We start from the raw sequence: 23,314 nt of genomic DNA on the forward strand, positions 1-23,314 counted from the left end.
AAAAAACAGTCCTTTAACCTTTAATCTTTTTTTGTACTTTTAATCATTCATAAGCTTTTCAATTACTTGATCTAAAATGCAAAAAGAAAAAACATTCAGAGTTTTATTTTTGATAATCCTTATGCTTTCTGCGGTTCCGACTTGTTATGGACAATATAAGATTTCGGGATATATTGATGCTGAACAGAAAAACAAAACAGTTTATTTGAGTCTGCTGAAATATGATGAAGAAACTATGATTACCGAAAATCAGATTCTTTTTTCAACAGAAACAGATGAAGATGGTTATTTTGAATTTAAAGGACAGCTTTTATCCGAAAAAGACAAATTGTACCGCATTCATTCCAATATCAATACGATCAAAGGACTGCAATTGGTTAGCGATAATGAGAAAAGTAATTATCATAACTTTATTTTTTCAAACAGAGATACGATTCATTTTCCAAAATCTGGCAACAATTGGTTTAGCGGATCCCAAAACAGTAATTTAGCCGATAAAGAATGGGGAAAATTAAAATCTTTTGAAGCACAGCTAGAGAAAAATAATGCTCAAATCAAAAACAAGGAAGCGCAACAACAGGCCGTAAATGATTTTGCAGAAAAAGTAAAATCATATACCGAGAAAAGCATAAAACATCCTCTGCTCAAACTTTTGGCTTTTTCGGACATTAAACGAAATGATTATAACATTAAAAACGACTTTGAAAAAGATGAAGCGTTTTACGATACTGTTTCAAACTCACTGAAAAACTATTATGGTGAGGCATCATACTATCTTCAATATCAAGACGAAATTTCAAAAATTTCCAATGTCATTTTACAACAAAAATATGCCTTTCAACGAACGCTGAATTACTTTTTAGGTTTTCTAGTATTGGTTTTGGCTGTTATTTCAGCTTTACAGTTTAAACGATTAAAATTGCTTAAGCCAAAACAAAATCAATTTGGGGTTTCAAATTTAACTCTGACCAATCAAGAAGAGAAAATTGCCAAGCTTATTTTAGAAGATAAAGCAAACAAAGAAATCGCTGATGAACTTTTTATTTCGCTGAGTACGGTAAAAACACATATTCGAAATCTTTATGCTAAATTGGATGTTGCAAACCGTCATGAATTGGCTGCTAAACTGAAAAATCATCCTTGGGATTAGTCCCAAATTCAACCTCTGCATAACTGATTTTCAAAATTGTCCAATCTAATTTTGTTTCCGAAATCTTAAATCAATCGGAAATGAAAAAAAATCTTTTATTACTAATCTTCATTGCAATCTTTCAATTTTCTGCCGCCCAAGAATCAGAAAAAGCTCTTAAAAACAGGCAAAATATTCAATCCTGCCTTTTGGAAGCAAAAGAACTTTTAGAAAATGAGAATGGGAAGCTTTGGGGAAAACGAATCTGGAACGACAGCATCATTGTAATCGACTTTGACAATTCAATTTATAGTTTGGTAAAGCTACCTAATAGCAAAACCGACAATGGTATTTTATTTTCTAAAACTATGGAACATAATTCGCTTGTTTTTGTTAATACCACTCAGAAATATGAAGGGAAAGAATATGCAACTGTTCTCAATAATTATTTGGATGATAAAAGTGCTACAATTATCCATGAATTATTTCATTTACTACAAATGAAATCCAGAAAGTTTAACGGAAATCCGATTGAGTATCTTGACGAAACTAACGCCCGCATTTTATTGCGATTGGAATATCAGGCATTAAAAAATGCTTTAAAAACAATTATCGAAAAAAGAAAAACAGATGAGATTAAAAGTTATTTGAAGGATGCTGTAATTTTTAGAAAAGAAAGACAACAGCAATATTCAAAATATTTAAATGATGAATTGGAAATAGAAACTTTGGAAGGTTTAGCAAATTACACCGGTTTTGTTTTGTCTTCTTATGAAAATAAATATGAAAAAGCCATTGAAGAAATTAACCAACGAGAAGATGCCAAAACATACACGAGACCTTTTCCTTATGCCACGGGTCTAGCTTATGGATTGCTTTTTGATTGCTTAAACATATCCTGGAGAAAAGGTTTAGATAATATTTATAATTTCACTGATATTTATGAAGTTATGATTTTAAAATCAAAATTAACTATCAATAAAAAGCAATTAGAATTAGCCAAATTAAGAAACAATTTTACGGAAATAAATAAACAGGAAATTGCCCGAGAAGAAGAACAAAAAAAGCTAATTTCGTATTATACTGATTTACTAATTACCAAACCGACTCTTAAAGTTGCACTTGCTGATATTGACCATTATGGACGCACTTTTAACATGAATGGAACGATGACTTTAAACGATAAAGGAATTGTGTATTCGAGTATTAAAGGCCGTGATAAATCAGGAAATAACTTTGGAAGTTTTGCAACAGTTGACGGTAATAATCAATTGGGAAAAGCTGGCATTTTAAGTTATGATAAAGATGGAAAAACTTATTTTGTTTTTCCGCTCCCGTCTAAAATTGAAGGAAAAAAAGTTATAAGCGAATTTTATGAAATAGAACTAAATCCAGACTGGAAAATTGTAAAACAAGATGATGGAAATATGGAAATTGTAAAAGAATCTAAAAGCTAATTTATATTTTTCTTAAAATAGAACGAGCTTCAAAAATTTGAAGCTCGTTTCTTTTATAATAAGGTATTATCATCATCAGGATTAAAACTGCCCTTGTCAGGATATTTTATACTTCCCTTTAATTCTTCCACACGTTTTGGGTCAAATTTCGGAAGCTGTAACTCATTACTTTCTTTCCATTTTTTAACTGTTTCTGTAACCTCATTTCTTTTTTCATCAGAAACAGGAGTATCTCTGGTCATATAAAGCGTCTGTGATGGATAAGCCAAAGCTGTACCGCTTTTTTCTATAATATCCATCATTCGCAGTAAAAGATCTTCTTGGACTTCTTGCGATGTTTCAAAATTTACAGCTTCAATATAAGCGGTAATCTCTACTTTTAAGGCATCTGCTGTGATACCAGTAAAACGAACAATTGGAGGAGAATTTAAAACAGCGGGATGTGCATAAAGCAAAGATTTTATTTCCACCAGCAGATAACGCATCTGATCTGGACTTGTTTCCATTCTAAAACCTAAAATCGGATTGAAAATAAAACGATCGCGATGTGCATAATTCTCTATTTTACTAGCCGATAATTGTCCATTAGGAATTGTGACAATAGTACGGGCTGCAGTACGCAATGTTGTAGAGCGCATGCCTATAGCTTCTACGGTTCCTTTTATATCATCAATTCGGCAGTAATCGCCAACTCGCAATGGCTGGTCTGCAATAAGGCTTACACTTCCCACAAAGTTTTCTATTGTTTTTTGCGCTCCTAAAGCCAATGCAATCCCCCCAATTCCCAGTGCGGCAAGACCGGCAGTAACATCAACTCCGATAATTCCTAATAAGGCAATGATTCCGATTACTACAATCGCCGCTTTCATAGTACGGCTTAAAAATAAAACCGCAGATACTGCAGAAGCACGCCCTCGATTGCTCATCCTGCTTCGTGTATACATGCTTACAAAATCGGTCATTCTCCAAAGCAAGATTAAAAAAGCTAAAATTCCGATCGTAATTATTATAATGCTAAATCGCTGGCGGACAATTATTGAAATTCCCATTCGCTGGGTAAATGCAACGAATAAAATTACTGTCAAATACATCTGAACAGGCAATGTAAAAGCATCTATAATTGCGATTCCTTTTTCAGTATCTGCCTTTTTCCATATTTTTTGAATCAGAAAAATAAGCACAAAAATGAGCAGTCTAGAAAGCAGATATGTTACAACAGCCATTACTACCACAACTCCCCAATGTCCAATAGGAACATTTCCTAATTTTCTGTCTTTTAGAAATTTGGGTAAAACCCTATCTAAAAAAGTTTTTTCACCGCTCACATCTGCCCCACGAATTGCCTCTACAGTTTCTGCAGAAAAAAGCCATAATGCCGGCTCGCTATCATCTGTCTGATTTTCTAAATAAAGCTGTATGTCTATTTTATCTGTGGATATATTTCCAACCAAATCTATACCCGTTGTGAGATTATCGTCTAAACGTCCTAACTCTTTATTGCTTAGAATAGATGACGGCGAGAAATTACCTCCTTGATCCAGCAGCTGCTGGAAAGTTTTTGCAATCTGTATTCTTTCGGCTGTTTTGCGATAAGAACGCTTGCTTAGAACAAGATATTGACTGGCACGCAGATAATTCTGATCGCCAAGCGCTTTAATGAATCCGTTGACAGTTCCTTGGGGTGTCCTTCTTCCTAGTGAATCATCCGGAATCTTAACTGGTTCTTCTGTTGTAGTCTTTGCGCCTCCTAAAAGCTGTGCTTCTGCTGTGAAGGGCTTTATCAAAACCAAAATCAATAAGAAAAAAAACAATAACCGTTTTGTACTTGAAATCATACTCTATCTGCTTTAGTAATGACTATTAAAAGTAAGAAATATTGAAGAAAAACAAAGCTTTTGCATTAGAAAAAACAGAAACCGACAACAATAGGTCTTCCATTATTCTTTAATTTATACGCAAAAACCTTTATCCGATTTTGAAAGAGCAATTCTTGAGCTTTTCACAAATTCAATTAATCCTAACGGCTTTAATTTTTCAGTCAAATATACTATTTCGTCATCTGTTCCTGTGGCTTGCAATACAGTATACTCTTTTTGAATTTCTGAAATTTTAAGGTCATTTTCTTTAAATAATACTTCCGTTTCTGGGTCTTGCATAACTAATGCCGTAGGAATTTTAAATAATGCGGTTTGTTTAAAAACAATCTCTTCATTCAACGAATAATAACATTTATAAACTTCAATGACTTTCTCTATTTGCGCAGTTAAATTGATGACTTGATCCAACGTTTCATTTATTACGATGGTATGTCTATACATATTTTCTATTTCGCAAATAGACATATTAAGGCTCAAAATCTGAATTTGTTTTCTTAAAAGCATACTCGATAATTTGCTTATTAATCTGATTTGATCTTCTGAATAAATGGTTAGAGTAAATTCGTTTTTCATTGTTGATTTTTATTTGTGTTTGAATGAGTTGCTGAGAAATAAAAAAGCCTTTCACATTTTGACTGAGAAAGGCTTTTTTTGATAGACAATAGAATCCTGACTCGTCATGTGATACGAATAATGATAATTGAAATAATAATGCTATTCTGAATTGAATTTTTCATGCTTGCTGTAAACAAAAAAACCTCCCGCTAAGGGGAGGTTTTTCTAAATTGTATTTTTACTTATTTATATAACATCCCTTCACCACTATCGAATGATAATAATGATAATAATGATAATAATAACCGCGATGTTAATGATGTTTCTCATTTGTTTGATCTGATGCGCAAATATATTGATATTTTTTAATCTGCAAACTATTATTCTAACAAACAAAAATCCGTTTCTCAGAACGGATTTTTTTGCTGTATAAATTTAAGGTATTAAAACAGCTCTGCCTTTTATTTTACCTTGTCTCATTCGTTCGTAAACTTCGTTGGCATCATCAAGTTTATGTTTTTCAATTTCGATATGAATTTTCTTTTGTCTTGCCAGACCCACCACTTCCATCAATTCTGTCCTTGATCCCCAATAAGGATTAGTCATGCTTACGCCAAAAGGCAAACCATTCATGCTGTATTGATAATGTCCTCCGCCAAGACCAACAATGGTAAGATCTCCGTCAAGACTCACCACTTTTGTTCCCAAATCTATGGTAGAAGTTGCTCCTACGAAGTCTAGAACAACTTTAGCTTTTTTGATTCCCGTGATTTTCTGGATTTGTTCTGTCGCATCAGCATCTTTAGAATTAATTACATAAGCTGCGCCCAATTGTTTAGCAAAAGCCAATTTATCTTCTGTTACATCGCAAGCAATAATTTCGGCTCCGCTTATTTCTCGTAATATCTGTAAAGCAACATGGCCTAATCCCCCAACACCAATTACTACCACATATTCGTCAGCCATTAATTTAGGAAGAGAACGTTTTATCGCAGAATAAGGTGTAAGGGCAGCGTCTGTTAACGGCGCTGCAATAACAGGATCTAAGTCAAATATGGGCACCAAAAGTCTAGAAGATGGCACGAGCATATAGTCGGCCATACCGCCGTCCAGTCCTAGTCCGCCACCATATGCTTGTTCAGATTGATGATCACAATAATTTTCTTTGGACTGCTGGCAAGGTTTGCAATGTCCGCATCCCCACGGACCGTAAACTAAAACTGCATCTCCTTTTTTATAACCTTCAACATTCTCCCCAACTTCTTCGATCCATCCAGCATTTTCATGTCCCAACGTAAAAACGGTTCCCACAACGGTTCCTTCATCTATAATATGCAGATCGGAGTGGCAGACTCCAGCTCCGCCGATCTTTAACAAAACTTCATCACCTTTAGGAACAGGTCTTTCAATATCATTAACAACGCGGACATCTTTGTGTCCAAAAAAACGTACTGCTTTCATAAAATAAACTTTTAATTACTATTCTACTAATTTACAACTTGTATCTTTTATAAGTTTTATCAGACAAGTTAAGTTTATCCTAATTTATAGCCAATAACAAGCTTTTATATAGAAAGCGGTAATAATTTGGGGTAAGCAAAAAATGTAAAATCTAATGTGTTGATATAAAAAAGAGAGCCTAGGCTCTCTTTTTATTTATATTTTGCTGATTCTATTTAATAATAAACAGACAATAAGATTTTAGAATTTGAACTTTCTATATATTTTGAAAGTCTATTTAAAAATTCTTGATTAACCATTGGACAACCGTGACTGTTAATGATATAATACTCTTTTTCATCAGATGGGACCTCTTTATAAGAATGCAATACAATGGCACGTTTCATGGCATTATTATTCGTTTCGTCTAATCCCGCCAATCTAAAAGCTTTTCCGAACACACCTTTATATGGTTTTTCTACAGAGTATCTTCCAAGTGAAGTGCAGTTAGATTCTGGAGCATTACTAAATTGTAAGATGTCTCCTTTTATTCCAGTTTCAGAACCTTTTCCGTGTGCCACTAAACCTTGATCGAGAATTTGATTATTTTGAAGATCGTAAACAAAAAAGCGATTTCTCCCAGATTTAATTTTCATGTCCACAAGAAAAGCAATTTTATTGTTATACTTGTGATTTGATGCTGTAAAAGCCTTTATTTCATTTACGTGCTCATTGAGTCTCGCAAATTCAACTTCATCTAAAATTTCATCTTCGTCCCACATACTTAATGAGGTAAACGAACTTAAGGAAAAAAGCAGTGCCAATAAAAATACTCTCATACCAGGCAAAATGTTAAGTTAATAGTTATGACTTGGGGTCATTGATAATTTTTTCTGTTGCAAAATTATACACAAATCTTATACAATTCCCATATCATAAGTTAAAGATATTATAAATATCTGAAAACTAAAATATTATATGTTAAAATTCGATTAACAGACCACATTTCATGCTAAAACGTGTTAATATTATCTCAATGTAACTTTCTTTCTTCAAATTTATTGCGAATAAGCCTTAAAAAAAATCTGTTATGGAAAGCCACTTGACAGAAATTATTAGAAACAAAAACGCAATTAGTAATTTTTTTGAGCCTTCTAATCGAGCCATTTTTTTAATGTATCCATAATCAGTTTTTGATCATTTTCAGGAAAATTTTTGACTCTGGTTGAATGACTTCCTTCTGGAAGCACCATTTTTAAAGCGTCAACATTAGGCTTCGGAGTTGGAGAACACGAAAACCAAGTATCGTAGCCTCCATAAATGTAAAGTATTTTATCGCCTTTGTTTTCAACATATTTGCGCACTTTCTTAATATACTTTGGATTATATTTTATTGTAACGTCTTTTGGTGCAAATCGTGCATTAGAACTGCTTTTGACAATAGTTAACAAATCGGCAACGGGTTCAAGATCAAAACCATAATAGCCTAATTCGCTCAAATGCTGATAATAAGAAGGCAGATAGACAAATGACATTTTATCATTATAAGTTCCCACTCCAACAATTTTATTCAAATAATCAAAAAGCTCTTTTGCAGAGGCATTTACTGGCGGAATTTCGTCGCATTTTCCTCCCCATTGCCAAAACGAAAAAGGAAATTCTAGAACAGCATATTCCAACGCTTCCGCGAAAGGAACTTCCATAAATTGCATCTTTTTCTCAGCTGAAAAGCCTTTAAAAACGTCTAAGACAGCTTCTCTATTTTGCAAGACAGCTCTCTGAAAAGCTGTTATTTTTGCTCTGCACTCTGGCGTTCCAACCGTTCTTGTATGCTCTATAGTCCTCGGATCTTCACAGGTATTAATTAGCGGCGCTACATAAGGCATTGCCACATCAACATCGTTTGGATAGATTGATTTATAAATTAAAGCCGTTTCTCCTCCTTTGCTAATTCCCGTTGAAATCCATTTTCCTGTGTATATTTTTTTCAGTTTCGTAACAATGTTATGATAATCTTCAATAGCTTGATCATTCGTCAGATATTCCCATTGAATCGGATTTGGTCTTGATTTTCCGTAAAAACGATATTCAACAGCAACCTGATTGGCCTGCAATAAACTGCTCACTTCGCTTTTAATATTTTCTGTATTATAACCATGAGTCTCAATTACAGTCGGTCTGTCGTAACCTAAATGCGACAGATAAATATAATGCTGGAAAGTGCCTTTTTCTGGGTGTTTATGATCAAGAGGTTCGTCTAAAATAAGCTGGTACGATTCGGTATAATTTTCTAAGTTATCGATTCGCGTTATAATGGCTTTTGGAAATAATTCGGTTAGTTTTTGCTGTAGATTTACTGAAGATTCCTGAGCAGAAACCTCAAAATAGTTCAAGCAAAGAAGGAACAGCGTAATAATAAAGGATTTTCGATTCATTTTAATCTTGTTATTTTTAAATTTTAAAAGTAAGTGCAATACAAAGCAAAAACTGATAGTATATTACCCTTAAAATGTAGTATTTTATCTAGTTTACATTAACATAGAACAAAATCCAAATAATGCTTTACTTTTATTGAAAAATTGAATTTTTATATCAGTTTAACGAATTACGGTGCATTAAATAATAACTTTAAAAAAAATAAAAAATGGCAATTGGAGTTGGCGGATCAACTGTAGATATTGAATTAGAAAAAATACAAAACATGACGCTTGGTGTTGTGCCAATCGCACTTCCCGAGTACAAACAGCGCATTAAAAAAGCGGTTGCTTTAATGAAAGAACAAAATTGTAAAGCGCTTTATGTAAATGCTGGAACCAATCTGTATTATTTTACAGGAACAAAATGGAATCCGTCTGAGCGTATGGTTGGCGCTCTAATTTTTGAAGATGAAACAGTTGAATATATTGTTCCGAAATTTGAAGAAGGAACTTTTAAAACTTTCATGAAAATCGAAGGAAATTTAAATTTCTGGGAAGAACATGAAAGCCCTTCTGAATTGTTTGGAAATATCCTAAAAAACAAAAATATTACTGAAGGCAATATCGCTTTAGATGAATGGGCTGCTTTTTTTCTAATTGATGTCATCTCAAAAGCAAATACAAATTTCAGTTTTGTAAACGCTCAGCCTATAACTGCGGGTTGCAGAATGCATAAATCGGCAAATGAAATTGCTATCATTCAGAGAGCAAAAGATATAACTATGACCGTGCAAAAAGCAGCGGCTCGTATTTTGCATCCCGGAATTGCCGTAAGCACTGTTGTTGATTTTATACATAAGGCACACATTAAAGCTGGTATTCCGTCAGGTTCATATTTCTGCATTGTTCTTTTTGGAGAAGATTCGCAATATCCTCATGGAGTTACTTCTCCCCAAAATCTAGTCGATAATGATGTCGTCTTAATTGATACTGGATGCCGCTTGGAAGGTTATTTGTCTGATATCACCAGAACTTATGTATATGGAACTCCAAATAACGAGCACAGAAAAATCTGGAATCTTGAAAAAGCAACTCAAAAAGCAGCTTTTGATGCTGCGCAAATTGGAGCAACATGCGGATCTGTAGATGATGCTGCACGTAAAGTCCTAGCAGAAGCGGGTTTAAGCGGTGATTATGAAATTCCAGGTTTGCCACATCGTGTAGGTCATGGTACAGGTTTAGATATTCATGAATATCCTTATTTAGTAAGAGGCAATCAAACCATTTTAAAAGAAGGAATGGTGGTTAGTAATGAACCTATGATCTGTATGCCGGGTCAATTTGGTATTCGTCATGAAGATCATTTTTACATGACAGCTGAAGGTCCAAAATGGTTTACTGAACCGATGCAGAGCATTGATAATCCTTTTGGATTAGAGGTTTAAAATAATTTTGATTTAATATTTTAGAAAGAGCTGTTTGTTTAGACAGCTTTTTTTCTTTATAAATTATATGTCGCTCCTCCGGAGCTTTTTCATCTCTGAGAATTGCAATTTCTATAAATATTTTGCTTCTCCGAAGCTTTCTAATTTTTGGTAAATTGAATTTTCTTTTCTTGTGCAATTATTTTTAAACATAACTCTATTTTTCGTTCTTAGAAAACAAATGATTGATGATTCTCTTTGCGTTCCAATGGCTGAAACCCATTGACTTTGTTTAAATTTAAACTTGATTTTTATAAAATATCTACTCCTCAAAAGTTTTTTCTAATAGTTTAAATACTTTGGAGAAGCAGAATATTTATAGAAAAAATACAATTTCCAAATATAAAAAAGCCCCAGCGGGGCGAAATATTAAATCATTAATAAAGGGTAAAAAAAGTAGGGCTGTCCATTTTCGTAAACAGCCCTTCTCATTTTAACTAAATTAACTTATTACTCAACCAATAATTTTTTCTTTTCTACAAACTTTCCATCAGTAGCCACAACAATATAAACTCCTTTATTTAAATATTTAAGAGAATAAACAGTTGTATTATGAATTGTATCTACCAAATGACCTGTACTATTGTAAATTGACACTTTCACTTTATTGACATCAATGTTATCAAAAGTAAAGTTCACAACGTCTGACGCTGGATTTGGATACATTGTAAATGCTTTCGCCGTATTTGTATTTATGCCTGGCAAACCAGTGCTTCCAGATTGTAAATCGATTGTATGAGAAGCGCTCCATTCGCTAAAAGCCGTTCCATTTATTGCTCTTACTCTAAATTCATATACAGTTTGAGTTCCTTGTTTTGGAATCCATAAATAATATGTTGTAGAAGTTCCTGCCGCTGTCCATCCTGATGAAGTATTTAATTGCACTTCATAAGACGCAGCATCTGTTGATGTTGCCCAAGAAGCATAAAATCCTGACGAATATACGCCTGCGTTTCCAAGATTAGCAGGAATTGTCAAAGTTGCTGGATTTGGTGGAACAGATGTTCCTGCCTGAACAGTATAATCCTCGATTTCACCATCCCCAAGATTTCCGCATGTTGAAGACGGATTAGCATTATATTTCATCACCACCCTCATTCTGGTAGTTCCTGTAAATGATTGAGGCGTAAAACTTGCCGTTACCGCACCATTTGACGAAATATTATTAATTACTTTTTCTGATGCTTCAAACTGATTGTTTTTATTGTAATCAATCCAAACTCCCCAATATTCAGTGTAAGCAGAACCTGTAAAACCTGGAGTTAAAGTAACGCTTGTATTTGCATTCGGATTCAGCGTAATCACTTTCGAAGTATAATCGGCATAACCGTTTGTTTCTTTTCCAGATGCATTTACAAAGCTTCCTACTGCTACAGAACTTATGTATTCATAACCGTTTGTTCCTTGCGCAGTGCACGGTGGAGCAACCGGAATTGTTACAGAAACCACATTAGAATAAACAGAATAATCAGTTCCAGATTTTGCTCTCGCTCTATATTTATAAGTGTTTCCTGCTGTTAAACCTGTATTGGTATAAGTTGATGCAGTGTTAGCTAACGTAGCAATTTCTGCATAAACATCATCTGCTCCCGCTCTCTCAATAATTACATTTGAAGCATTCGTAGCATTGTTAGTCCAATTAAGAATGGTTTCTAAATTTGCTGCATTGGCTGTTGCCGTTAAATTTGTTGGCGCCAATACTGTATTGGTAGTTTGTACTCCTGCTAAAATAGGTTCGTTTGGTTTGGTGTTATAAGCAAAATCCAAAACGGTATATCCTACTCCACCAGCTTCCACTTTTACGTGCATCCATCCGTAGCAAGTACGTCCTCTACTTGTGTATTCAAAACCAACATATCCTGTTTTATTATCCCAAGTTGTATAGGTAGCTGTTCTCAAATCCAATTGATTTGGATATGCTCCTGGCGCTGCAAAATTACTCGAAGCTCCAATAGAAGCACCTTGTGACAAGAATGATATATTTCTTGTTCCTGCTTCAGAAACTAATCTTTTTCCGTAGGTCTCCATTTTTAAAGCCGCTGCGGCATATTGCCAAGCTCCATACTCAGTATTATCTCCAATACCCAAATCAAAATATTGCCAAGTAGATGCTGCATTGGCCGTGTAATCTGGATTGTTCACATAAAACACTCCATAAGGCGCGTCAAATTTCAAATTGATTGTTTTAGTCGCAGTATCCAAAGTAGCTATACCGCCTGTAATTGCTGCGTCTTTAAACGTAAGAGTAACAACAGCATCATTTGTTGTATTGTGCGCAGTCGCTTTCCCTGTAAAAGAAAGTACTGTTTTACTATTGCTTTCAAGAGTTAAAATTGCAGTTAAACCCGCTGGCACACCTGTAATCGTATAATCAGTTCCTGCTGTAAAAGTACCGCTGCTTTTTGTAAATGTACCATTATTAGTACTCAAAGCGATTGTCGCAGTTGATGTTATGCTTCCATCATTTACTTCAGCTTCATACAATGTATCCGGAGATAAAGTTGTAGCTGTTTTATCAGTCATTCCCGTATAAATTGGAGTATTTGGCTTTGTATTATAAGCATATTCAAAAATTGTATAACCATCTCCATCCGCATTTACTTTTACCTTAAACCATCCGTAACAAGTAAGACCATCCATTAAGTAATCAAATCCTACGTAACCTGTTTTTCCGTCCCAAGCGGTATAACTCGCTGTTCTTAAATCTAACTGATTTGGATATGCGCCTGGAGCGGTCATATTGCTTGTTGGGCCAACGGCTGTGTTTGAGTTCAATAGAGAAATATTTCTAGTGCCTGTTTCGCAAACTAATCTCTTTGCATAAGTTTCAATTTTTAAAGCATTCGCAGCATAACGCCAGCCGCCAAACGCACGATCATCTCCTTTTGCAATTTCAAAATATTTCCATGTCAATGCCGACGAAACCGTCACATCTGGCATGTCTACAAAAAAGATTCCGTATGGATCTGAAAATTTAAAATTAAAGAATAAAGAAGTACAAGATAAATCAGCTGTTCCTCCTGTAAATGCGGCTGGTAAAAAACTAATGCCTCCTGAAGCATTATTGCTCAAAGCATGGTTAGTTGCTTTTCCTGTTAACGTAACCGTAATTTGATTATTGGAGTTTACCGTAAGCACAGGTGTAATTCCTGCTGGAAAAGTATGAGTAAAATGAGTTCCTGCTGTCAAAGTTCCCGTAGAAACAGCAAAAGTTTTGGTTCCGTTTAGTTTAATTATGGATGAAGTGTCAAAAGAACCGTCATTTATAACCGCTTCTTTAAAAGCTACGGCTGATGCGGTGAGCGTGCTTCCTGTAGAATTTACGCCAGTATCAATTAAGTTTTGTGCTTGCCAAAGTGATTTTCTCGCAGGGTGTTCTAAAGCAGCCAACATTCTATCAATCTGACCTTGAGTATACATTTTGTAGCAGCCTTGCGCTCCATTGTACCCCATGTAGTTTTCGAAATTTACTTTATCGCCACTGCAATTTGTTCCTGGAGTACAGCCTAAAGTATGTTTTCCGTCTTCTGCTGGAGTATCGGCAACTTCATCTGTTCCAGAACATCCTCCTTCAAAAGTATGAATCAGATTAAGGAAATGACCAAATTCGTGAGTTAGTGTTGCAGAGAATTCTTTACTATATGAGTTATCGTATAAATAAGCTCCGTTAAAAACAACACGAGCTGTATTGTTTGCTGTCATGTCTGAACTTGGATACCAAGCAACACCAGAGTTATTTGTCGCTCCATCATTGTACAAATCATTTTGTATATAGACATTCATGTATTTGGTATTATCCCAAGCATCGGCAGCGATTTGGTCATCATATCCGCCTCCATTTCCGTAACCATTTTTTGTTGGATGAAAAACTACTCCTGTCGTACAGCCACCATTCGGATCTTTTTTAGCGAGTTTAAATTCGATATTCAATGTTCCGCGTCGTGCCTGAAAAAACGATTCAACGGTCTGAAAATCGGCATTACGTCCATTAAAATCATCATTAAGCTGAGCTAGGTGATTTACGATTTTTTCGTACGTAACTGTTTTTCCGCTTTGTACATCACCATAAATATGAAATACTACTGGAATTGTGTAAGTAGTTGCAGCTGTTTTTGCTGTTGAAGATTTGCGCTGGGCCGCAAAATTTTTACTGAAAACATCAAAGTTCTTTTTCTCTTGAAGTGCATGTGGATTATTCCGATACACTTTTTCATTTTCTTCGCTTGTTCTACAAGGCAAACCTTGTGCACTAACTTTCAATGAGCTGAAAATCAGTAAGCAGATTAGTAATTTTAATTTCATTTGTTTAGGTTTTTTAATTAGTAATAATCAAAATTACCGCACAAGCTTTTATCTTTCTGATAGTATTTTAATCAGAATTAATACATAATTATCATATTTTTAACCTTAAAAAAACACATAATAAAAAAATATTCATAATAAACACTAAAAACAAACCTTACAAAACATATTAAAAAACATCAGGCTACCCTTGCAAATACTGTTAAAAACAAAAAAACCAGCGCTTAGAAAGTGCTGGTCTCAAAAAAAACAAATTAAACTAACTCAAAATTAAAATTTGTCCCAAAAAATCTTCGTTGTCATTAAATCTCCTCCTATTGCTGCTGAAGCCGCTTCATAATTTGCCGTGTTCAGCGTTTTGTCAGATGTTGAATAAATATTTCTAACAGGAACTTTTCCTTCAGCTTCTTGCACAGCTGTTGAAGGCGCTACCAATATTGGATAATCTAACCTTCTGTATTCTGTCCATGCTTCAAAACCGCGATTGTAGTAAGCGATCCAAAGCTGGTAAGCAATTTTTTGTTTGTCTGTTCCTGAAGCAGTAGCAAAAGCAACATCAGGACGTGCAAGATAAATTTGAACATTAGCATCAGAAACTCCCCAAAATTTCATGCTTGCTTCTATCCCTTTAGTATAATATGTTGCAGCATCAGCTCCAACGTTAAAGCCTCGGCTTGCCGCATCTGCCAGTAAAAAACAAGTTTCGGTATAATCGAATATAACTCCTGGATTTGTTTTCTGTCTTAGTCTTGCTCCAGTATTTGAATAATCTGCATAATTAACCTGTTTTGCATATGGAGCGCCTTTATATTCACCGTTTATTTTCGAATTTGGATTGAAGAAAAAATCGCGTCTCGGATCTTCTTTTCCACTTAATTCATTTACAAAAAATTCAGCAATATTAATCTGGCTTTCGTTTACCAAACTGTCATACAACGGATTCATATCTGTTATTGAAGAAAAGTACTGAAACAACGCCGTATCAGCCTCTGTCGTCATAACTCCTGAATTAAAAGCACTTTCAACCATTGCTTTTGCCTTTACAGCATCAACATCCGCAAGATGCAATCCCATTTTTAGTTTTACGCTATTGGCTAATGTTTTCCATTTTGCCACATTTCCGTGAAAAATTAAATCGGCATTTCCAAAACTTCCATTTTCATCATTCAAAGCCGCAATAGCAGCGTCCAAACGAGAAGCCAAATCAAAATAGATTGTTTTTGCATCGTCATATTTTGGAAGCGGAAATTTTTTAATATCTAACGCTTCAGAATATGCGACATTACCAAATAAATCTACTAGAGTTTGATAAGCCATTACAATTTGCACTTCTAAAATAGCAAGCTGATTTTTCTTTATGCCTTCTTCAATTGGCCCTAATACTTTTGTATTTTGAATTTGTTTTTGTGCATTTACTAGATCTTGAAGCACATCACGGTATAACAGTACAGCATGCGAACTTCCTAAATTTCTTTTCGCCTGATTATAATTGGCTTCATCCGTATAGGTAGATGTAGACCAATGCTGTGCATAGGCTCTAAAATTGTTTGAATTTACCGAAGCATTGGTTAGAAAGTAAGCATAATTAACCTGTGCATTAGTCATCAACGCACTTGGCAAAGCGGTTTCATAAGCCTTTTCATTTTTGTTCATGTCATCTAAGTTATCACACGAAGCTGCTGCACACAAAACTGCTCCTGCAAAAAATATTGTTTTTATAATTCTCATGTTTTATTATTTTTAGAATTGAACTTTCATGGTAAAACTGTACTCCTTTGTAGTTGGCAGTACTCCAGTCTGGAAACCTTGTAAATTACCCGAAGATGCTCCTGCCTCAGGATCTGCGTGTGGCAGGTTTTTATGGATGATCCAAAGATTGCTTCCGTTTAAAGCAAAAACCATATTGCTGATGAATGTGTTTTCTAAAAATCTTTTTGGTAATTTATAACTCAAACCTATTTCGCGAAGCTTAACATAAGATGCATCATATACATATTGCTGCTGTGGCATAGAATTATAAAAATAATATCCATCAGTTCCAGTTACACTAGCAGTTACATTATTTGGTGTTCCGTCTTGTTTTACACCGTCCAACAATATACCACCGCCTTGAGCAACTGGTTCACGCTGAGGAACTCCATTATGGTTATTGCTTACTGTACTTTCGTAAATTCCAGTTGTATGTCCGTATTGCTGATCTAGAGAATACACATCTCCACCTTTTTTCACATCAATTAAAAAGTTGAAAGCAATGTTTTTGTACGTCAAAACGTTATTGAAACCGCCAATCCAATCTGGAGCTACATTTCCGATCACAACTCCTGCACTTTGTAGATATCTTCCATTAGAACGAATTACTTTTTCTCCGTTTAAATAAGTATATCCAGAACCAACTAACTGCCCTACTGGTTTCCCTACTTCAGCCACATAGTTTACTCCTTGGAATGATCCTAACGAAATCTGACTTGCTCCACCTAAAGAGATTACTTCATTTTTATTGGTTGACCAGTTTACTGTAGCTTGCCATGAGAAATCTTTAGTTTTTATAGGAGTAGCATTTACTGTAACCTCAAATCCTTTATTTTGAACATCTCCACCATTAATCCAAGCTCTTGTATATCCTGTTTGTGTTGGAGTTTCGATAGAAAGAATCTGGTTTGTTGTGTTGGTCTTATAATATGAAAAATCAACGCCTAACCTGTTTTTGAAGAACTTAAGTTCAAGACCTGCTTCAACTCCTTTGGTCAACTCACTTTTTAAGTCAGAATTGCTTCTGCTGTTATCTGTAGAAAAACGGATTCCCCCTGGCCCAAAATTGGTATTTTTAGGATAAAGCGTAGAAGTTACCGCAAACGGAGCATCGTTTCCTGTTTCAGCATAATTCAAACGCAGTTTACCAAATGAAAGCCAATCTGCTTTAATATGATTGCTAAAAATATAAGTCGCTGTAATCGATGGGTAAGAATAGGTATCATTATCTTTTGGCAAAGTAGACGATTGATCTATTCTATAAGTTCCTTCAAGAAAATACGTATCTAAGAAATTAAAACTTGCCATACCGTAAACACTATTGGTTCCCAATGTCTGCTGCATTTCGTCAGGACTGTTAATTGGGTCAATTGAGTTGGTCAAGGCATAAATCCCCGGCACAACCAATCCGCCATTTGTCACTGCGTAGATAGAATTATTAACAGAACGCCTCGTGTTTCCTCCTATCATACCATTAAAATTGATTCCGTCTGTGATGGCTGTTTTAAAATTCAATACTAAATCTAAATTGATTTCGCGGAAATTTTTATCATATCTAGAATATTGGCCAAGAGCATTTGGTGTTCTTTTAGAACCTACAGCAATACGCTCTTCCTGCAATTGATGGTAAAAATCTACTGCACCGCGTCCCATAATATCAAACCAATTGGTAACTTCTGTTTTTACCACAACATTACCGAAGAAGCGATCTCTTTTTAATGAATTATAGTTATTATAACGTTGAAAATAAGGATTGTCGTGAAACTGAACTGCTAAATTGTCTGGCGAACCAACGTTCCATGTTGTGTTTTTACCTGTTATTTCGTAAGCCTCTTTTAGATCTCCAAAATCAGCATTAGTCGTATACCATTGTCTGACACTGCTCAAATAGTTATTTCCTCCATCTCCGTATCCTGTTTCATTCATTCCAATAGCATTAGATGTCAAATAATTGGCTGAAGTTGAAATTCTGGTTTTAGGTGTAACTTTATAACTTCCAGAAAAATTAAAATTGTCTTTTCTGTTGTTACTATTAGGAAGAATTCCTTGCTGCTGATTGTAATTTGTATAACCAAATCTAAAGTCTCCCTGATCATTTGCTGCCGAAAAAGCGATACTATTGATATATGTTAAACTGTTTTGATAAAAACTATTTGGATTGTTTTTTACAGCGGTGTAAGGCGTCGCTTTTCCATAAGTTGGCAATTCTGGATAAAACGAATTCCAGTTGTAAACCAACAATGACGGATCAAATTTTGGTCCCCAAGCCGCGTCATCAGTAGCTGTGTAAGGATGAACTCCGCTGCCTAAATCAACTGTACCATAAAAATCGCCATAACCTCCTCCGTATTGTTTTTGATATTCTGGTAAAGTTTTCTTGTCTACGACTCCAACATTTACTCCAGAACTAAAATCAAATTCTAATCCTCCTTTTGTTTTGCTTCCTTTTTTAAGGGTTACAATGATAACACCGTTTGATGCTCGAGAACCATATAATGCGGTTGCTGCGGCCCCTTTTAAAACATTCATCGTTTCTATATCATCAGGGTTAATATCTGAAGCGGCATTTCCGTAATCGTAACCTCCTACGTTCCCTCCCGATTTTTGATCTGCAGAATTGGTATTATCATTATTTAATACAATTCCGTCAACAACCCATAAAGCCTGATTGTTACCTGTTAAGGAAGTTGTACCACGAATGACAACATTGGTAGAACCGCCAATATTATTATTTCTTCTAATTTCAACACCGGCAATTTTTCCAGAAATATTATTCGAAACGTTACCTGTATTTATTTTTGTTAGCTGATCTCCATTTATTTCTTGTGTAGCATAACCCAAAGATTTTTTCTCTCTTTTAAGTCCCAAAGCTGTAACTACAATTTCTTGTAATTGTGTAGAACCTGCAGACATTTTTACGTTTACGTTTTTATCGCGTGCTTGAACTTCTTTAGTCTGCATTCCAATAAAACTAAACACAAGCACAGCATTTGCTTCAGCTTTTATTGAATATTTTCCATCAAAATCAGTCTGAGAGCCATTCTGAGTTCCCTTAACCAGTATGCTTACGCCTGGCAAAGGCACTCCATTCTCATCTGAAACAATTCCTGACACAACCCGATCTTGGGCAAAGGTCAGTTTAGTCAACAGTACAAAAAAGAGCACTGCAATTTTTCTAAAATTAATCTTCAATTTCATAAAATGGTTTTATAATTAATGTGGCAAATATTTTGCTTTTTAGATAATTATTATGATAATATATTACCGAAAAACCTGATTATATTACCCTATAAATAACAATTTCGCAATCGCACAATTACTATATTACCTTTTAGAAAAGATTTCAAAATCAAACAATTAACTCATATCAAAATTAGAAAGCCCAAAAAAAAGAGGAGAATTTCATCAAGTTGAAATTCTCCTCTTTTTATAATACATTACTTTTTTTATTTTGCTCCTGGCGGGCAATTTTTTTCTGTATATCTCACAAAAGTATCCATTAAATGTTGTGAGGTTCCTTCGCCTTCATCAATGCTATGCGAACGGTTTGGATAAATCATTAAATCAAACATTTTATCGTACTTCACCAATTCGTTTATTAGGACTTCCGCATTTTTATAATGTACATTATCATCGCCTGTACCATGAATATAAAGCAGATTTCCTTTTAAGTTCTTAGCATGAGTTACTGGAGAAGTCTGAATATAAGTTGCTTCATTTTCCTCAGGCAATCCCATATAACGTTCTGTATAAATGTTATCATAAAAATGCTGGTCTGTTACTGCTGCAATCGCAATTCCCGTTTTATAAATATCTGGGTATTGAAACATTAAATTTAAAGTTACAGCTCCACCGCCACTCCAACCGTGAATTGCTACACGATCGGCATCAATAAAATCCCATTTTAGAACTTCTTTAGCCGCCATTGCCTGATCGTGCGTATTGATAATTCCGATATTTTTATAAATTGATTTTCTCCACTGTGTTCCTTTCATTGCAGGAGTTCCTCTGTTATCCATAGCAATTCCGATGTACCCTTTCGGAATTAACGCAGCGATAAATTCATTAAAATAAGGGCTGTCATTGGCAACCGTAGCCATTGGTTCTCCATAAACATAAAAGAAAACTGGATATTTTTTTGAAGCATCAAAATCTAATGGCTTTGCCATGATTCCGTCAATATCAATGCCATCAACTGTTTTCACTTTAAATTTTTCTAACGAATAATCTCTATGAGGAGCAGCAAAAACATCTGCTTCTTTTGGATAAATTTTTTGATGTCCAGACAAAGCGATCAATCTCTGATTATAATCTCTCGAAATGCTTGCATTGGTATGCTGAGCGTAAGCTGCGTCAGTAGAAAAGATATATCGGTTTGAACCTTCAAAAATAGCTGGTGTTACTCTTTTTGTCTTTTTAGAGTTCAAATTGGTTTCATACAAATAACGCTGTGTGGCATCATCTGGGCTGGCAATAAAATATATTGTTTTTGTTTTTTCGTTATAGGCTTTATAATAAGCATCAAAATTAGTTTTGGTAACCAATTCTTTTGATTTTCCATCCAAACTTATTTTATAAATATGCATCCATCCGTCGGCATCAGAACTCCATAAAAAGGATTTTTCATTATCCACAAATTGACAAGGAAAAGTATCATATAGTCCCGAAGAAATATCAAAAACATCTATCCAAGAATTTGATTCTTCTTTGTAAATAACTCTAGCCAATCCTGATTTTGCATTGCAATCATACATCGTAACTTGATTCTGGTTTCGGTTTAATTGAATCACCATAACAGACTCATTATTAATCCATTTCATCCGAACCAAATAATTATTATCTGGCTCTCCCGGAATGTTTAGCCAATTGGTTTGCAAAGAATCAATATTCACAATTCCGATTTTTACAGAAGACGGTTTTTCTCCTGCTTTTGGATATTCTACAGGAATAATTGTCGGATACAACGAATCGGTATTATTAATCATATAATGAAATTTGGTAGACGTTGCATCTACTCTCCAAAAAGCAATGCTTTTTCCATCTGGACTCCATCTAAAACCATCTCTTGCAGCCAGTTCTTCTTCATAAACCCAATCAAAAGTTCCATTGATAATTTTATCTGTTCCGTCTGTTGTTACTGGTGTAATTTTTCCAGAATTCAGATTTTCAACATAAATATTGTGTTTTGAGACATAGGCAACATTTTCATTATCGCTTGAAAATTTAGCAAACATCAATGACGACGCATCCAAGTTTTTACCTAATTGCTTTCCTTTTCCTGAAGCCAAATCAAAACACCAATAATCGCCTCTGGTATTGTCTCTCCATACTTTTTTAGAATTAGCATAAACCAAAACCTTTGTTTTTAAGTCGTTCCATACTAAATCTTCGATTTCTCCTTTAAATCCAGCTTCTGCTAATTGTTCTTTAGACAAAATCGTGTTTTGCTTATCAAGTTTATCAACATCGTAAACCGACACATTGTTATCTTTGCTTACCCAAAACGAATGAGAGTTTGGCAACCAATTTAGATTGTTGATATCAATCTTCTGTGCAAAAACAGAAGTGTATATAAACAAAAGAAACAACAAATACTTTTTCATCTTATTTTTTGTTTTTAATTAAATTTTCAATTTCGGCAATTTCTATTGGCAGTGCTTCACTCAAGTTGATGTTTCCGTCTTCTGTTATCAAATAATCATTTTCCAAACGGCAACCTATTCCTTCTTCTCTAATGTAAATTCCAGGTTCACAAGTAAGCACCATTCCCTTTTCAAAAGGTCGTGAATACAAGCCAACATCGTGAACATCCAATCCTAAATGATGCGCAGTTCCATGCATGAAATATTTCTTATAAGCAGGTTTTTCTGGATCTTGAGATTTAATTTCTTCTTCTGTAATTAACCCTAACTTCACCAATTCAGCTTCAATTAATTTAGCCATTTGAAGTTCGTAATCTTTCGATAAAACTCCCGGCTTCAATAATTTTGAACCTTCTTTCAAACAATGTAAAACCGATTCGTAAACCTCTTTTTGTCTAGCACTGAAAGTTCCATTAACCGGAATACATCTTGTGGTATCCGAATTATAGTTGGCATAACAGCTACCAAAATCCAACAGCACCATTTCATTTTCTCGGCAAATATCATCGTTAGTGTTATAATGCAATGAACAGGCATTTAACCCAGACGCTACAATAGATCTAAATGCTTGTCTCGTTCCTCCGTTTTTTACGGTTGCATATAAAAGTTCGGCTTCTAACTCATATTCTTTAATATTAGGACGAATTGCGCCTAAAACTCTTTGAAAACCTTCAACGCTAATCGCAGTTGCTTTTTTGATTAAATCAACTTCCAAATCTGATTTAATTGGACGCAATTCGCGGGTTATTTTTGCCACACGCTCATATTGATGCAATGGATATTTTTCTTTACACCATTTTATCATTCGGTCTTGTCTGGTTTCAATTTCAGCGGTTACCCTTTTGATATGCTCATTGTGTCCTAAATAAAATATATCAGATTCAAAGGCAAAAAGCTGTAAAGTCTTTTCAAATTCGTGAAGCCATTTGATATTCTGGATTCCAGAAATAGCGGTAGCCTGTTCTTTGGTTAAAAAATTACCATCCCAAATGAGCGTATGTTCGTTTGCTTCTTTGACAAAAAGTATAGCTTTGTTTTCTTCTTTAAATGCATCTGGATAAAGCACCAAAATGGTTTCGTCCTGATCTATTCCTGACAGATAAAACAAATCATTGTTTTGCGAAAAGCCCATAACATCATCAGCATTATTTGGCATTACATCATTTGAAGTCAAAATAGCCAAACTGTTTGGCTTCATTTTTTCGGTAAATCTTTTTCGGTTTTCAATAAACAAAGAAACCGGAATCTGGTTGTATCTCATA

The 23,314-nt window shown here is 34.7% G+C and carries 13 protein-coding genes; 3 read left to right on the forward strand and 10 right to left on the reverse strand.

Annotation, left to right across the window (positions count from 1 at the left end; translation table 11 throughout):
- Nucleotides 1–76: 76 nt before the first annotated feature.
- Together FF52_RS23995 and FF52_RS22125 are read left to right on the forward strand one after the other, a co-directional pair.
- Nucleotides 77–1,150 (forward strand): response regulator transcription factor, encoded by a 1,074-nt coding sequence (locus FF52_RS23995; RefSeq protein ID WP_008469111.1) that lies wholly within the window; start codon nucleotides 77–79, stop codon nucleotides 1,148–1,150.
- A gap of 80 nt (nucleotides 1,151–1,230) precedes the next feature.
- On the forward strand, nucleotides 1,231–2,586 hold the full coding sequence (locus tag FF52_RS22125) for a hypothetical protein (RefSeq protein WP_008469112.1): 1,356 nt from the start codon (nucleotides 1,231–1,233) through the stop codon (nucleotides 2,584–2,586).
- A 53-nt stretch (nucleotides 2,587–2,639) separates the two neighbouring features.
- On the opposite strand, the gene FF52_RS22130 is transcribed toward FF52_RS22125, so the two are convergent.
- The 5 genes from FF52_RS22130 to FF52_RS22150 form a co-directional block, all read right to left on the reverse strand.
- Complete coding sequence (locus FF52_RS22130; RefSeq protein ID WP_035692208.1) at nucleotides 2,640–4,421, reverse strand: mechanosensitive ion channel family protein; 1,782 nt, start codon at nucleotides 4,419–4,421, stop codon at nucleotides 2,640–2,642.
- A 114-nt stretch (nucleotides 4,422–4,535) separates the two neighbouring features.
- Nucleotides 4,536–5,036 (reverse strand): hypothetical protein, encoded by a 501-nt coding sequence (locus tag FF52_RS22135; protein WP_008469116.1) that lies wholly within the window; start codon nucleotides 5,034–5,036, stop codon nucleotides 4,536–4,538.
- A 417-nt stretch (nucleotides 5,037–5,453) separates the two neighbouring features.
- A complete protein-coding gene (locus FF52_RS22140) occupies nucleotides 5,454–6,479 on the reverse strand; it encodes an NAD(P)-dependent alcohol dehydrogenase (protein WP_008469117.1) in 1,026 nt (341 codons plus the stop codon).
- A gap of 215 nt (nucleotides 6,480–6,694) precedes the next feature.
- Nucleotides 6,695–7,297 (reverse strand): murein L,D-transpeptidase catalytic domain-containing protein, encoded by a 603-nt coding sequence (locus FF52_RS22145; protein ID WP_035692211.1) that lies wholly within the window; start codon nucleotides 7,295–7,297, stop codon nucleotides 6,695–6,697.
- Nucleotides 7,298–7,612: 315 nt separating this feature from the next.
- Nucleotides 7,613–8,893: a S28 family serine protease gene (locus FF52_RS22150; protein WP_008469119.1), complete on the reverse strand. Its 1,281-nt coding sequence runs from the start codon at nucleotides 8,891–8,893 to the stop codon at nucleotides 7,613–7,615.
- A 209-nt stretch (nucleotides 8,894–9,102) separates the two neighbouring features.
- On the opposite strand from FF52_RS22150, the gene FF52_RS22155 reads away from it, so the two are divergent.
- Complete coding sequence (locus FF52_RS22155; protein WP_008469120.1) at nucleotides 9,103–10,320, forward strand: M24 family metallopeptidase; 1,218 nt, start codon at nucleotides 9,103–9,105, stop codon at nucleotides 10,318–10,320.
- Between the two features lie 489 nt (nucleotides 10,321–10,809).
- On the opposite strand, the gene FF52_RS23265 is transcribed toward FF52_RS22155, so the two are convergent.
- The 5 genes from FF52_RS23265 to FF52_RS22180 all read right to left on the reverse strand — a co-directional run bounded on the left by FF52_RS23265 (nucleotide 10,810) and on the right by FF52_RS22180 (nucleotide 23,313).
- On the reverse strand, nucleotides 10,810–14,661 hold the full coding sequence (locus FF52_RS23265; RefSeq protein WP_008469121.1) for a M43 family zinc metalloprotease: 3,852 nt from the start codon (nucleotides 14,659–14,661) through the stop codon (nucleotides 10,810–10,812).
- A 270-nt stretch (nucleotides 14,662–14,931) separates the two neighbouring features.
- The gene (locus tag FF52_RS22165) at nucleotides 14,932–16,389 is read right to left on the reverse strand and encodes a SusD/RagB family nutrient-binding outer membrane lipoprotein (RefSeq protein ID WP_008469123.1); all 1,458 of its coding nucleotides are present in this window, start codon (nucleotides 16,387–16,389) and stop codon (nucleotides 14,932–14,934) included.
- Between the two features lie 12 nt (nucleotides 16,390–16,401).
- On the reverse strand, nucleotides 16,402–19,608 hold the full coding sequence (locus tag FF52_RS22170; RefSeq protein WP_008469124.1) for a SusC/RagA family TonB-linked outer membrane protein: 3,207 nt from the start codon (nucleotides 19,606–19,608) through the stop codon (nucleotides 16,402–16,404).
- A gap of 248 nt (nucleotides 19,609–19,856) precedes the next feature.
- The gene (locus FF52_RS22175) at nucleotides 19,857–22,013 is read right to left on the reverse strand and encodes a S9 family peptidase (RefSeq protein ID WP_008469125.1); all 2,157 of its coding nucleotides are present in this window, start codon (nucleotides 22,011–22,013) and stop codon (nucleotides 19,857–19,859) included.
- Between the two features lies 1 nt (nucleotide 22,014).
- Nucleotides 22,015–23,313 carry an aminopeptidase P family protein gene (locus FF52_RS22180; protein ID WP_008469126.1) on the reverse strand — a complete coding sequence of 433 codons (1,299 nt, stop codon included), beginning with the start codon at nucleotides 23,311–23,313 and terminating at the stop codon, nucleotides 22,015–22,017.
- Between the last annotated feature and the right edge of the window lies 1 nt (nucleotide 23,314).

Origin of the sequence: Flavobacterium sp. F52 (assembly GCF_000278705.1) — a bacterium.
Lineage (GTDB): Bacteria > Bacteroidota > Bacteroidia > Flavobacteriales > Flavobacteriaceae > Flavobacterium > Flavobacterium anhuiense.

Coding starts and splice junctions, on each gene's coding strand:
- FF52_RS23995 (WP_008469111.1), top strand. CDS start 77: ATGCAAAAAGAAAAAACATTCAGAGTTTTATTTTTGATAATCCTTATG.
- FF52_RS22125 (WP_008469112.1), top strand. CDS start 1,231: ATGAAAAAAAATCTTTTATTACTAATCTTCATTGCAATCTTTCAATTT.
- FF52_RS22130 (WP_035692208.1), bottom strand. CDS start 4,421: ATGATTTCAAGTACAAAACGGTTATTGTTTTTTTTCTTATTGATTTTG.
- FF52_RS22135 (WP_008469116.1), bottom strand. CDS start 5,036: ATGAAAAACGAATTTACTCTAACCATTTATTCAGAAGATCAAATCAGA.
- FF52_RS22140 (WP_008469117.1), bottom strand. CDS start 6,479: ATGAAAGCAGTACGTTTTTTTGGACACAAAGATGTCCGCGTTGTTAAT.
- FF52_RS22145 (WP_035692211.1), bottom strand. CDS start 7,297: ATGAGAGTATTTTTATTGGCACTGCTTTTTTCCTTAAGTTCGTTTACC.
- FF52_RS22150 (WP_008469119.1), bottom strand. CDS start 8,893: ATGAATCGAAAATCCTTTATTATTACGCTGTTCCTTCTTTGCTTGAAC.
- FF52_RS22155 (WP_008469120.1), top strand. CDS start 9,103: ATGGCAATTGGAGTTGGCGGATCAACTGTAGATATTGAATTAGAAAAA.
- FF52_RS23265 (WP_008469121.1), bottom strand. CDS start 14,661: ATGAAATTAAAATTACTAATCTGCTTACTGATTTTCAGCTCATTGAAA.
- FF52_RS22165 (WP_008469123.1), bottom strand. CDS start 16,389: ATGAGAATTATAAAAACAATATTTTTTGCAGGAGCAGTTTTGTGTGCA.
- FF52_RS22170 (WP_008469124.1), bottom strand. CDS start 19,608: ATGAAATTGAAGATTAATTTTAGAAAAATTGCAGTGCTCTTTTTTGTA.
- FF52_RS22175 (WP_008469125.1), bottom strand. CDS start 22,013: ATGAAAAAGTATTTGTTGTTTCTTTTGTTTATATACACTTCTGTTTTT.
- FF52_RS22180 (WP_008469126.1), bottom strand. CDS start 23,313: ATGAGATACAACCAGATTCCGGTTTCTTTGTTTATTGAAAACCGAAAA.